At 48.2% G+C, this 13,729-nt stretch carries 10 protein-coding genes; 3 read left to right on the plus strand and 7 right to left on the minus strand.

Translation table 11 applies throughout. The features are described from left to right. Positions 1-3: 3 nt before the first annotated feature. The 7 genes from qatC to OGY19_RS04485 all read right to left on the minus strand — a co-directional run bounded on the left by qatC (position 4) and on the right by OGY19_RS04485 (position 10,456). Positions 4-1,323, minus strand: a complete 1,320-nt coding sequence (gene qatC, locus OGY19_RS04455) for a Qat anti-phage system QueC-like protein QatC (protein WP_181033768.1) — start codon at positions 1,321-1,323, stop codon at positions 4-6. Further along, a complete protein-coding gene (locus tag OGY19_RS04460; RefSeq protein WP_039026478.1) occupies positions 1,305-2,057 on the minus strand; it encodes a Qat anti-phage system associated protein QatB in 753 nt (250 codons plus the stop codon). Before OGY19_RS04460 ends, qatC begins: the two co-directional genes overlap by 19 nt. Continuing rightward, the gene (locus OGY19_RS04465; RefSeq protein ID WP_039026477.1) at positions 2,057-3,841 is read right to left on the minus strand and encodes a KAP family P-loop NTPase fold protein; all 1,785 of its coding nucleotides are present in this window, start codon (positions 3,839-3,841) and stop codon (positions 2,057-2,059) included. Before OGY19_RS04465 ends, OGY19_RS04460 begins: the two co-directional genes overlap by 1 nt. Positions 3,842-3,945: 104 nt before the next feature. Continuing rightward, positions 3,946-4,878 carry a hypothetical protein gene (locus OGY19_RS04470; protein ID WP_039026476.1) on the minus strand — a complete coding sequence of 311 codons (933 nt, stop codon included), beginning with the start codon at positions 4,876-4,878 and terminating at the stop codon, positions 3,946-3,948. Between the two features lie 88 nt (positions 4,879-4,966). Continuing rightward, the gene (locus OGY19_RS04475) at positions 4,967-7,951 is read right to left on the minus strand and encodes an AAA family ATPase (RefSeq protein ID WP_062856125.1); all 2,985 of its coding nucleotides are present in this window, start codon (positions 7,949-7,951) and stop codon (positions 4,967-4,969) included. Then, entirely contained in the window at positions 7,948-8,547 is a 600-nt protein-coding gene (locus tag OGY19_RS04480) for an ABC-three component system middle component 1 (RefSeq protein ID WP_039026475.1), read from the minus strand. Before OGY19_RS04480 ends, OGY19_RS04475 begins: the two co-directional genes overlap by 4 nt. A gap of 1 nt (position 8,548) precedes the next feature. Further along, the gene (locus OGY19_RS04485; protein ID WP_039026474.1) at positions 8,549-10,456 is read right to left on the minus strand and encodes an ABC-three component system protein; all 1,908 of its coding nucleotides are present in this window, start codon (positions 10,454-10,456) and stop codon (positions 8,549-8,551) included. Positions 10,457-10,951: 495 nt separating this feature from the next. Between OGY19_RS04485 and OGY19_RS04490 the strand changes: the two genes are divergently transcribed. The 3 genes from OGY19_RS04490 to OGY19_RS04500 all read left to right on the plus strand — a co-directional run bounded on the left by OGY19_RS04490 (position 10,952) and on the right by OGY19_RS04500 (position 13,654). Beyond that, complete coding sequence (locus OGY19_RS04490) at positions 10,952-11,815, plus strand: GTPase family protein (protein WP_062856124.1); 864 nt, start codon at positions 10,952-10,954, stop codon at positions 11,813-11,815. A 98-nt stretch (positions 11,816-11,913) separates the two neighbouring features. Further along, a complete protein-coding gene (locus OGY19_RS04495) occupies positions 11,914-12,738 on the plus strand; it encodes a DUF932 domain-containing protein (RefSeq protein WP_062856123.1) in 825 nt (274 codons plus the stop codon). Between the two features lie 208 nt (positions 12,739-12,946). Then, the gene (locus OGY19_RS04500; RefSeq protein ID WP_286596241.1) at positions 12,947-13,654 is read left to right on the plus strand and encodes a DeoR family transcriptional regulator; all 708 of its coding nucleotides are present in this window, start codon (positions 12,947-12,949) and stop codon (positions 13,652-13,654) included. Positions 13,655-13,729: the final 75 nt, after the last annotated feature.

Raw genomic sequence — 13,729 nt, forward strand, 5'->3', positions numbered from 1 at the left:
TACTCACACAATGCCCTCACTCAATAAGTAGTTTTCGACCTCATTTAGCCCTTCCATAAACACTTGCTTAAAATTACTGAAAGCGGCCACAGGCAAGGGACCGCTCTTGGCGACCCATGCTCCTATTTTCAAAGTGGATTTCTGGGCGATTGCAATCCTTAGAGCGATAAGGTCATCCCTACGATCAATTTCATTCATTACTTTAGCCAGGGACTGGAAAGTGTAACCAGCGTCTCTATTAATTCCCCCTGCATGAAGCGATGCCCGTCGAATGATGCACGGTACACATACCCCGCACTGCTGATTAGTGCGTTTCCAATGACTGCAAGATACTGTACTTTCTACAATTTCAGTCAATAGTGGCTTGTTCAAACATTGATAAGCCATTTGCCCTTTTGTTTTGAACTGATATGGGTTGATTATTTGGCAAGGAATTCCGACCGCATCAAACAGCTGTTGGATGCTGGCAATAAAATATGGATGTGTTGTTCGTGTGCTCAACGTACCGATCCGGCGTGGGGTTAGTGGTGCATTTAACGAGATAAACCCGTTTTCGGGCACAAAAATATCGACCTTTTTTTGTTGAGATACTTCTTGAATAGCACAAGCGCCCACTGCCGCAAAAGCAAGAAAATTGAGGCTCCGCGTTCGCATCGTAATGTCAGTCACACCTTGATAGTGATGCGGATCAGCATTAATTTCAAACCGTGAATATCGACCATTTAATCTTTCAGCGATTTGATCTTGGCGTGACTTATCTCCTTTATAAGCATGACTAACTAAAAGCGGAGCGCGCCCCATTGTCAGAAGATCTATTGCGCCAATAGCCGAATCTAATCCTCCCGAAAACAAGCAGACACAATCAAGTTCTTTGAGCTTGATTAGGTGAAATCTTGAATGTTGACTATAGGGTTCTGGCGGTGCATAACCACCAGTGCAAAACTCGAAATCCCAGATGTCTCCGCTAAGGAAATGCAAAGCGCTTTCAAGTTCCTTCTTTAGAGCAATCCATCGAGATGGCTCATGAAGGGGAAGTCGTAGCGAGAATTGACGAGTCCAACCATCCTCAGAGCTTTCACGCTGAACGAAGGTATCAGCCGCTGTAACCGCTAGTGCGATGCTCAAAAAATCCATGACCTGAGCTGGAATTTTGACTCCCAAGCGCTTAATTCGCTCAATCGCAGGATTCCCAATAATGGATATATCACCCCGCCCCTGCCCACTTAATCCATAAAGCTGTACGGGCAACAAGTTCTCACTTGCTGGCGGTAAGAGACGATGATCATGATGAAAAACTAAGTGTGTCATTGATAGGCCTCCCATTCTTGCCAAGCCTCAGTAATTACCTGACGCTCGATTTTAACCATTTGGTTTTTCGTAAAAGTCCTAATGTTACCGACAAGTTTTGGAGCCATATGCTTATCAACAACAACTTTGATCAATTCTCGAAGTTCAATTTCTGCATGAATGGCCTTTGAAGGAGTGTCCGCTTTATTCCATGCCTTGTTAGAATCCATGACCATTTGCAGAAAAATGCTTTCAGCTAAATAACAAATCATTGTGTCAACGATCACACTATCAGTTATTTTTTGAGGATCGAAAATTGCCACACCATCGAGAGCTTCCACTAAGGCATGATTCATGGCAGCACAAATCTTTTCTGAATCACCATCCTGTGATGTTAAAGCTTGAGCAATAGCCGATATTGCTATTTCACATGGAAGGCCAGCCAAGCTTCCCAAATCAATGCTTGGTTCTCCTGGAGCCGCTTGCACTCCCGCCAGAGCCCCAAACAATCCGCCCCCAGCCTGTGTGACACTCCCTAGTCGTCGAGCTGCACTACTGCTCCCTCCAGACGCTTTTCGCGCGTAATGCCCTATTGCTTTTCTAAAGTCTGCTCTATTGCCGTTTGAAACTGCATTTCCCAAAGACTCCCTAAAAGGCGCAAACCTTCGTTCTTGTGGCGGGGTTAAGGGTTGCTGTGGCTGATCATCAGCCCATGGTGGAACCAGTGGAGAACCACCACCCGGGCCTATACTTGATTGTGAAGTTCCCATTAAGCGTCCTTATTCCATTGCTCATCTTTCAATGCTGCAGCCATCCATACAGGTGGCTTCGTTCCCTGCTGCAATTCCTGCAAGTAACGAATTAATATACTGGCAGCATCTGCCGAGTGGCGAGCCAAAAGGCATGCACCAGAAAACCCCTTAGGTCTACGAGTCCAATCCGATGCTTGCCTTAACTGGCTAATTAAACCTTCCATTACAGGCACTTGTTCCTCACGAGGAAGCGTTTCCAAAAGAGCTTCTGCTGCGGGAGAACTGGTATTTTTCATTTCAATGAGTGCATTCAGTGCTTCCCGCCCATACGACGATAAACCAACCACATATGCACCTATTGGCATAGTTTCTCTGGACAGATATATGGCGGCTCTCAAATCGATTCCACCAAGGCGCGGTTCAAGCTGAGCCCATTGAGCAATGAAAGCTTTAGTTGTTGGATTATCAGTCCATGTCTTTGGCGCTTCAGTAGGTATTTGACCGTCAGCTTCCTCAAGCTGTTTAAGCAACTGTGGTATACCTTGTTCAATATCCACTAGATGATATAAGTCAGCGGTACCATCTACTCCAACACATCGCTCAAAGATTACTAACTTAGTGATGATTGCTTCATCCAAAGGCATTGCTCGCCGCTTGGCAATTTGAGATCGCATTTTGACAACATTCAACAAGCGCTTAACGATTCTAGGATTGCCATGGATAATTGGCGAATTGGCTAACACAGGAGCAATACGGTCCGCACGAGCAAATGCCAAAGCGAGGTTACTATCCTCAGACTCACCAGTCATTTTCAGAGCGTCCTGGCGTGTAATAGGTTCATCTTTCCAAGATTGCTGTAATGCCTTTTCTAGGCCGTCACGGAGCGTAGTAAGTTTTTCGCCTTTTAAGCCATGTTCAATGGCATAAAGCATGAACAGATATGAACGAATCTCACGAACCCCAGCTTTTGGCACCCGAATAGGAACTTGGATGAGCTTATCAAGATAGTCTATTTGATGCCGCTGTGATGCTCCCTTGAAGTAATCAGCTACTGAAGAACGAATCATGTCCTCATCTGCTGCAATGATAAAGGCTGTATTAGTTAAGAAAAGGAATAACCTGATTGCTTCAAGTGTATGGATAGCATTAGCCGGTAGGCAGCGGTCGAGGTTATCAATTACCACAATGAGTGGCTTACCAAGCTCTTCTAAAATTTCTCCATATTCCTTACGAAATGCATCAATCTGCTGAGGAGGGCTTTTTTTAGCCTCAGGTTTAATCAAACCACCAGCCTTCTCTTTGCCTTCTTTAGCCAGATTGCCCAAAGCCTCATATTCTTCCTGGCTTTGGATACCGTCGGTAACATTCCTAAACGCGCCAATTCCCCTAGAAAGTAAACCGCCAGTAGGGACTCCAGCAAATAAAGCAGCTCCTTCCGCCAGAAGCCCCATTGCTCTAAACCCATCAACTCGGCTCAGAAGTCTCTTCGCTTTTGAGATGAGAGGCGTATTTCCATCAGCAGCTTTTGTCAATGCTGTAGCGATGACTTCAAGTAGAGCTGCTCGCGCATCGTCATAGCCCTGATAGAGCCAGGAGTCAAAGTTAATTACAATCCAATCTTTTTTATCTTGCTCAAGTTTTTGCTCTATCAATTTCAAAAGTGAAGATTTGCCTGCCCCCCAATTCCCAAAAATGCCGATTGATACTGGTAACATGTTTTCGGTAGTAAGCACGTCTACAGCTAACTGGGATACTTCACCAAAATTTAGGTAATCCTCTGATGATTCCTTATCTGACCACATCTATTTATCCTTTTTTCTCTTGGCTGATGGAAGATTCAAATCCCAGGGCAAGGTTTATTAAAGATGTCGCCTCGGTTATCAACTTGTTAAAAATTGCAACTCAACTACCTGATTATATTTTCAATTCTCGGATAAGTGATATGCCCAATGATCGCACAAATCAACCTGTAATCGGCTACATAGAAGACCTCATGGTCCTCAGTACTTTGCTCACCGATGAAGAAAATCTGAGCCCTGTCTTTTAGCTTTTTCTTCCCCGCATCTTTCGCTTCTTCCTGGGCGGCCTCCAACTCGTTACGAAGTGCTGTGCGTTTAGCTTGGGACCAGCCGCTCCATTCCACATGGAGTTTATAACTTCGAGAAGGCTTGAGCTTTCCGGATTCATCTTTAACCCATTCTCCCGAAAGCGGAATGACAATCCGATTCTCATCTTGCTCAAATTTCTGCCACAACAACTGTGAGTAGAAAACTCGCAGTTCCGGATAGGGCTGAATCGGATCTTTAAGTTTTTTAAAGACAGTCATGTAAGTATCGGCATCAATATCCGGTATATGTAGTGACATACCTCGATCATACGGGAAACGAATAAACGCTCTACAAATCTGACGAATAGCATTAACCGGACGACGCGATTGCCGTGTTGGGGGATTGCCTTTACTGGATGTTGATGATGCAGAACGCGTTGTGCTCGAATTGTTTTCACCACCCGTTGTGTCAGGATCAACAACCGGGCGTTTTTCAATCAACTTTAACCCTGCAGGCATCAAACCCGGTGCACTGTCCAAGAGATGGCGGACGCTTTTCTTCTGGCCCTGCTTAACAACAGTGCTCTCAGCATCAGCATCGCAGTTGATGTGTTCTTTTCCTGGCATTTTATTAAACGACGGTCTTTTCTTACTGCCTTTTTGCCAGGCGGAAGGATACATTTCGATTCCGCATCCCCAGCAAACATAACCACTGGTATCAACGATATCCAACAACCAGAGCTCTTCAGCATCCACTTTTTCTCCGGTGCGTTTGTCACGAGCAGATTCCATCCTTTCCTCCTAAAATGAACAGCCCTCGAGTTTTCTCAGGTTGAGATCCTAACAGCCCTGCTTTATCACCTGGCCCAGCGCTGTTAGGTTACCTGGTTATCCGCATCTCAGATGCCGTCACCCCTTCAGGTGTAGGAACGAGTGACCACAAGCGTGCATCAATGCCATCATTTTGCAGTTTGCGCATGAAATAACGCGCCTGAAGGGCATCATGTGTTGCAATTACAACCTGGAAGCCATGATCAACTATGTAATCACGCAGTAAATCGAATACGGACGCTGCGTGGACCAAGTCATGATGCTGTGTTGGGTCATCCAGAAGCAGGCAGCGCCATGAGGACCACTGGTGTTCCAATGCCATGGAGAGCAAGAAGGTAAGCTGTAGATCAGTAAGCTGAGCTTCGCTTGCTATCGCCGGAACCGGTACTGACTCCCCATGTAACGGAACAGATACTTCAGCATGTTCCTTTCTGTAGATACTGCGAAAACCCAAACTGGTGCCAGTAAAGCGCTGTTCTCTGACTACGCGTTTGAGCAAAGCCTGCCACCTTGGAACGACAGAGAGCACATGTTTTTGTACATTCGAGATCTCAGTAGATAGGCATCGATTGAGCGTCTCCATCGCTTCAGATAATTGCAGCAACTGCATCTGATTTGTTCTCTCGTTATCAATTCGCTGGCTAAGACTTGTAGCGAATTCCTGCTCAGATGATGTTCCTCGGCGACGATCTATAAGCCCTTGTGCCAAACGAGTCTGTTCCAGCTTGTTCCAAGTGCCAATCTCAATTTTGAGTGTTTGTAACTGTTCTGAATGTCGGGACAGGTCAGCAACGGATGACTGCAGTTGAATCTCTTTACTGCTCGCCACTTCGAGAGCGGGATCGCCGGGAAAGGACAGTTGTCTCCATGAATACCGAATTGAGGCTAGCTGAGCATGAGCGTCAGTGATCTGCTTTTCGAGGCCATTTATCTTATTATTAACTTCAGCTAAAGGGATATTCTGTCTATCCAATGCAGATTGCCCAGCCTCAATTTTTGATTTTAATTCAGCTAGTTGAATCGTATTTTTGTTTTGTTCAGTGGATAAATCAGCCAACGTTTTTGAAGGGAGTGCCCCTGCTGTTATTGCAGCTAATGCAGCGGTTGTTTGTTCAAGGCTAGCCAAGGCTCCGGCCCGATTATGCCGCGCAGTATCCAGTTCGCGAGTCGACAATTGGTATGCGTTTTTAGACGCTTCCAATATTTCAGGTGTCGGTAAGGGGGCAAGGTTAAGCTGTTTTTCGTCAATCTGCTGTTTCGCTGAAGCATTTGATTCTTCGCGACGTTGGATAGATGCTTTCGCTAGTTGTACCGTATCTCCGTCAAGAAGGATGTTTGTTTTGAGTTGATTGATCTCTGCTACTGAGCGAACGATATCGCCTCGCAATTCAACAATTTTACTCTGGCACGCTTTCAATTCTGTTTCGGTATGCGTCACTGTTTCTATGCATTTCCGCAAGTGATCGGATGCTGTTTTAACGCGCTGTTCTGCTTCGATGACTTTGGGGTCTATAGCCTCTAATGATCTAGTAATGCGTTTATGAAGAACGGCAGCGCCATGTTCCACTCCACATAAAGGGCAGTCCCCGCGATCCTCTGGTAAATGTGCGGCAATGGTGGCTACGGATTGCCTTATAGAGTCAGCAGTAGACGTGAGCATCTCATGGAACTGCTTCGCTGAAAGCTCATCTGTTTCAGCTGATACCTTTAACGAATTCGCGGTATGAAGATGCTCCTGAAGTACACGCTCCTGAATTTCCTCATTGCTAACCAAGTCGGTAATTGTCGCAATGTGTTGAAGAATGTCTTCCCAGCGCTTGATAAGTTGATGAGCAGTGAGTACTTCACTATCTACAAGCTGCAGAGACTTACGCTGTTTATTTATAAGTTCATGTTCAATACGTAGCTGTTCGTTCCCCTCATGTATGTGACGCAAGGTTGATGCCAGAGACTGGGCGTCGGCCAACGCTTTGTCAGCTGACGCCAAGTCAAGCTTACATTGCTCGAAGGCCTCTTTGGTTCGCGCCTCACTATTGAGCCGGTTAAGCTGCTGTATAATTACATCACGTTCTGCTTCAGCTGTGACAAGTTCCTTCTGGAGTTTATCTTTTTTATCAACTAGCTGGGCTCGTTCCTGTTGTTTTTGTGTCAGTTCCTCTTTAGCAGTTATAAGCGCATTGCCAAGCTGCTCAGAACGCGCTTGCTCAGAAACGAACCGGCCAATTAGTCCATCCACTTCCATAAGCGCAGTAATCTGTTCGCGAAGTCGGTTCAGCTTTGCTTGTACTGTTTGCTCTAATGCCTCGTGCATTGTTTCCAGATTGCTGATACCCACTGGCGGAACCAGTAAACCTACTGGCAATTGTTCTGCACTCTGAGTATTGCGAGCTATGTCTGAGATTGATTCTGCGATGTTTTCTTTACTGCGCAGGGCCCCCTGAGATTGTGATGCCGCCTGGTCCCGATCAAGAATCAGACTTTGCCACTCCCCAAACTCAGCTTCGAGCGCCTCAAGGGCTCCCTTTGCTTGCTTCAGCTTTTCAGTGAGAACGCGGCGAATGCCGCCAAGAGCATTACTAACTAGGGTTCCATCTTTACCGATTGGCAAGCGAGCCAGTTGAGCGCCCGCAACTTTTGCATCCGCTTTGACCAGCCATTGGCCCTCGCGCTGATCCAGTAAGTGGGTAAGTCTTAATAAAAAGGGGATGTCCTCCGAATTCGTATCCGGAAAAAGAGAGCTTAAATCACCAGTCCTTTCGACGTCACCTTCGTTGCTCACCTGCGCAGAGGCTTGTACATCCCCAAAATCCAAGACCACCTTAGCGACAGTCTGGCTGTCCCTGATAATGGGTGAAAGATTCTCGCCTAGACGAGAAATATTACCCGTGAGACTAAATTCGATCGCTTCGAAGAAGGCCGTTTTCCCCGTACCGTTAGGGGCCAGTAAAATGGTTGCACCGCCACTGAGCTCAATTTTGGTGTCGGTACCGTATCGGCGGACATTTGAGAGCGTGATAGATTTAAGTTGTTTCATTGAAAGTCCTTCTCTCCAAACATCATATCCCTCAGCGCATTAACAATTTCATCGCCAGATTTCTCAGAGAGCAACAATTCACGCCATGTTTCGAGATGAGGTTCTACCCAAGAGTGTGCTTGCCCCATCGAGTTCAGAGACGCTAGCAGAGGATCGCTGATATCATTCCCACCTCTCGCAGGTGTTAAAGACGCCAGAAAACTTCGATCAAGGAAGGAGTCAATATCTTCCTGCTTTCTGAGCACCACCTTCCTGCAAAATCGATCGTCCGTTTCAAAACGGGCAGCATCTTCTGACTCAACTCCATCGATGAGCATAAACATGTAAAGGTCTGCTGTCTGAGGCTCTGCAAGTATGTCTCGGATATCAGCGGCCCATCGGAAAGCACTCTGGATATTATCCACGTTACTAGGAAATGCTGTGATCAGCACTGTTCGCCATCCAGCATTCTCCCGATTAATGCGTCTGAGTTGTATTGCAGTCATGCCGATATCAATTGAGGGTGAAACCATTTCGTCCACATCTGGAAAATGAACTTCATAGCGGCCCTTAGCACGCTTGGTTATAGCAGTAACGAGTTCTTGGATTGTCGGCATTTCAGGATCCCTTCGCATTCTTCTCAATGGCCGATTCACGAGCGAGCTTTCGATCTTGCCACTGCTTAGTGAAATGTTGGCGTACGGAGTCAAGTGTTCCGTTATGTAAATGACGAAACATACCAGACCGCGTGACGAGCAGGTGAGGTTGACGCTCCGCGGCCATACTGGTCGCAGTCTCTGCGTCGTCAGCCATACCTATATTCAATAATTCTGATGGGGATGTACTCACACCCGATAAGATAACGATGGGATCCGGATTAGGGCCAATAACGTCTATTAACGGATCGTCAGAAAGCTCACGTACTCCCGAAAAACCACCCGCAGGACCAGACCAGTACTTAAGAGCAATGCTCAATACTGGGCCACCTTCCTGAAAAGATTCCCAGTTATTACTGTCCTCAGGCAAACCCACAGCAACCAGTAATAAGGTTTCAACAGCGGTAACAAGAAGATTTAAAGTACGAAGGCCCAGGCGAAGCGCATGTCTTTCATTTTTTTTCTCCGTTTTCGGATAGAGAAGCTGCTCCATGAATTTTCGGCGTTTTTCTGGTGCAGCTGCGAACCCGCTCAGCCATGACTGCCAAACCGTCTCCATCGCATCTGCTAGCGCCGAATCTGAGATTGAGCCAAGCTTTTCTGAAACCCCTTGAAGAAGGCGTTGCCACAGCACGTCGTCCATAGCTTTAGCAAGCGCTTCAGCTTCTCCTCGAGCAGCATTTACTGTCTTAAATTCATAATCCTGTGCACAGGATAGGCGTTCGGCATTTTCAAGCCAAGGTAGGTCGCTGAAGTCATGTTCTGCACAGCCAAGTGTGTGTCCAATTTCATGACCAATGCTACTACGCCACGCTGGTTCACCTAACATCAGCCCCTGACTGCCTTGGGGTAAATGCAAAGCCATACGCACAATGGCAGAAAGAAGAGTCAGATTATCGCCTGCAGGGGGGGAGTAATTGGCATAAACTCTGAGTTTGCGGTTGCCGGGCTCACGACTCCACATGTGCTCAACGACCCCTTTTGCGGACCTTTCTGTTGAACCGGCAAGATCAAGCGTTCCGGCTAATGACCAAGTTTTACCAGCCATAGTAGAACCGTCGCTTAACTGATACTGCACCCAGGTTTCAACATCAGGGCGCAGTTCACTTCGCAGTTCCTGGACGACGTCATGGCATCCCAAGGCTGCTACGTCAGATGTTTCTGCCGCGATATAGGTAATTAAACGGTCCAGTGTACGATTCGGATCGCTGAAGTAACGACCAAGCGAGTGAATTGTCCGATCTTTTAATGTCGCATCGTTACCGATACAATTGATTTTAACCCGGCGAAGTACATTTCGTATCTGACTCCAGTCTTCGAATCCACACCAGGTTGTTAGCCATAAATAAGCCCTCGTGGTTGGACCATCCTGACGCTTAGCTAATTCCTCTATACTGAGTCCATTTTGACGACAAAGATCACAGACTTCTTCTAAATGATTGACTGAAAAACTATCTTTTATTTGTAGATGCAGACCCACGAGGGTGAGTCTAAACTCACGGTTAGGAGATTCATCAAGTTTTCCCGCTTTCGCGATTCTGGCAAGACTGGAAAATGCCGAGTCTAAAACGGAATTGGTCGGGGAGATGGGCGAGGAACCCTTTCTGGGTTTTTTAGCGAGTTGTACAGCTTTATCAGGATCTTTGGTACAAAAGTCAGTCGACTGACGCTTAATCTGTAAATGCTCATAGTGGTCTGCGGTGTGCATGATTACCACATCGTCCCACTCCTCAATGCCACCTTGTTCAGCACCAATCGACAGAGGTGCCAGCCTTCCACTTAAGAATTTCTCAAGCATGTCCGCCAGACGCTGAGCAATTACCAGCTTTTCATAGTCAGACTTCCGCTCTAACCGGAACCTTCTGAGCATTCAGATTTTCCTTATTGCATTTTCTGCCCTAAAAAAATTAGGGATATGCTAACCGAATTAGCAAGGGTTTTATAGTGAGCTTGATTTCATCTTGCAGTAAGAATTAAACGTTTTTTATGGTTCTTGGTGGCTTACAACGCTGATAACTTCTTGATGATATATAAATTGAGTGGAGTACCAGTTGTCAGTGCTACCTTTCTGTGAGGTGTGATAGAAGTTATGCAGGTATCTACGTTGTCGGGTTTAATGATTTAAACTTTTGGGGATACCCTGAATCACTTCAAAGTGTAATTATCAGGGTTCGAATAGCTGTACATCGCTCATAACAGATCCCTCGTTGCTTCAGACGGTTCGCTAGTGCCGTGAGTCCAACGAATGGAAACGCATACCAGCATTATAAAAAACTTCAGACAGATATCACCTCCCTGAACATACCCCTTAACGGCAGAACCTTATGGTTCTGCCGTTTTTGTATTCTTTTTCAGAGGAGCAGTAATGAAACAATTTGACGGTCTGCAGTCACTGCAGCAAACGCTTTCCGGCCTGCCCCAGTGGGTCTCTGAACGCATTCTGCAGCAGATAAATCAGTTAACCCACTACGAGCCTACAATAGGCATTATGGGGAAAACCGGCGCAGGCAAGAGCAGTCTGTGCAATGCGCTGTTTGCCGGGGACGTTTCACCGGTCAGCGACGTGGCCGCCTGCACACGTGAACCTTTGCGCTTTCGCCTGCAGCTGGGAAAGCGCTATATGACCATCGTGGATCTGCCCGGTGTGGGCGAAAGTAGCGTTCGCGATAACGAGTATGCCGCGCTGTATTGTCAACAGCTTCCCCGGCTCGACCTGGTGCTGTGGTTGATCAAGGCCGATGACCGGGCACTGGCGGTGGATGAGCATTTTTATCATCAGGTGATTGGCGGGGCATACCGGCAAAAGGTGCTCTTTGTTATCAGTCAGTCCGACAAGGTTGACCCCACCTGCGGTGGTGAAAAGCTGTCAACAGAACAGAAACAAAATATCAGCCGCAAAATCTGTCTATTGCATGAGTTGTTCCAACCTGTAAACCCTGTCTGTGCGGTGTCGGTACGTTTGCAGTGGGGACTGCGGGTGATGGCTGAACGGATGATTCGTTGCCTGCCGCGGGAGGCCAGTAGTCCGGTAGCGGTACAGCTTAGTGCTCCACTTCGTACCGATACCGTTAATAAAAAAGCCCGTGACGATTTTGGTGAAACGGTCGGCTCGGTACTGGACACAGTAAGTTCCATGCCCCTGATACCGGCCCCGGTTCGGACAGTCATCCAGTCTGTACGCGACATCGTGGTATCAGTCGCTCGTGCAGTCTGGAATTTCTTCTTCTGAAAATTAACCCTTCTAATCTAACCCGTAGTTTCCTGAGCCCTGCCGCGACTTTGCGGCAGGGCTTTTTGTATTTATTTTCCATCATGAGGAGTCTGCTTATGACCCGTCTGGCTTCGCGCTTTGGCGCAGTAAATCTTATCCGTCGCGACCGTCCGTTAACCCGCGAAGAACTGTTTCTTGTGGTGCCCAGCGTTTTCAGCGAGGACAAACACGAATCCCGCAGTGAACGATACACATATATACCCACGATTTCTCTCCTCGACAGCCTGCAGCGCGAAGGCTTTCAGCCCTTCTTTGCCTGTCAGACCAGAGTGCGTGACCCAGGTCGCCGCGATCACACAAAGCACATGCTGCGCCTGCGCCGAGAAGGGCAGATTACCGGCAAGCAAGTCCCGGAAATCATTCTGCTGAACTCTCATGACGGCACCAGCTCGTATCAGATGCTGCCGGGATTATTCCGCGCGGTATGCCAGAACGGGCTCGTCTGCGGCGAGTCGTTTGGCGAGGTGCGGGTGCCGCACAAAGGAGATGTCGTAAGCCAGGTGATTGAGGGAGCGTATGAGGTGCTGGGGATTTTTGACCGTGTGGAAGAGAAGCGGGATGCCATGCAGTCGCTGATGCTGCCGCCACCTGCACAACAGGCTCTGGCACAGGCTGCACTGACGTACCGTTTCGGTGAGGACCACCAGCCGGTGACAGCACCTCAGATACTCTCCCCACGCCGCTGGCAGGATGAGAGCAACGACCTGTGGACCACATACCAGCGTATTCAGGAGAACCTGATTAAGGGCGGGCTCAGTGGCCGGAGTGCGAAAGGTGGGCGAACGCATACCCGCGCCGTGCGTGGTATTGACGGAGATGTGAAGCTCAACCGGGCTCTCTGGGTGATGGCGGAAGCGATGCTGAATGGGCTTCAGTCCTGAGCTTGTTATCAGCATGTTGGGAAGGGACACTCCCTGTCCGTTTTACCTCCATTGGGTTGGGTGTTTTATCACCGTATTCTACGGAATGCCGCGTCGGGCCTGCCTTCGGTGGCAGATAAAAAATAGTTCATTCCATGTCCATACCCTGTCCGCCCCCCTCTTTAGAATCATTTCATATTCAGTCAGTTAATTATTACGGAGATTTAAGATGACACAGGCAGAGCGCCGTCATGACCGACTGGCTGTCAGGCTGTCACTGATAATCAGCCGCCTGGTTGCCGGTGAGACGCTGAACATGGCCCGACTGGCTGCTGAGTTTGGTGTGTCAGTCCGTACCCTGCGACGGGATTTTCGCGAACGGCTGATGTATCTGGACCTGGAGTATCTACGGGGGCAATGCCGCCTGCGCAGCACCGGTGGAGGCGTACAGGGTGAACTGGATGCGCTGACCTTTGCTCACCGGGCTGGACTGGCCGATATTTTTCCGGGGCTGGACCGGCGTCTGGCGGGCATGCTGCTCACTGCAGGAGGGATGCCGTGTCTGGTATGGCAGCCGCCACAGTCTGTGTCACCGACCAGCTCACTGGTCTTCTACCGTCTCGTCAGTGCCATTACCGCCTGCCAGCGGGTACTGCTGCTCGCTGATGGTGAACGCTGTGACGGACTGGCTCCGTACCGCCTGATATCACTCGATGGCTGCTGGTACCTTACCGGTGAACTTAACGGGCATATCACCGTGCATCCTCTGGCGACCATCCATGCGGTGACAGTTCTGAACACCACTTTTACCCCGCAAAAACGTCTCAGCCAGTTAACCATACAGGCGGGCTTTATCCGGGCCCTTCCGCACTTCAGCTGTATCCGCGAAGTCCTGTCTCCTGGGCCCTCTGAGGAGCCGGGCAACACACTGATTTAATGACCTCTGTTAAGAAGGAAAAACAATGACCTGGCATTACGAGAAAAATGGCATACGTCACGACAATGTGACCGA

It is taken from the genome of Citrobacter sp. Cy070 (assembly GCF_030332245.1).
Taxonomy (GTDB): Bacteria; Pseudomonadota; Gammaproteobacteria; order Enterobacterales; family Enterobacteriaceae; genus Citrobacter; species Citrobacter youngae.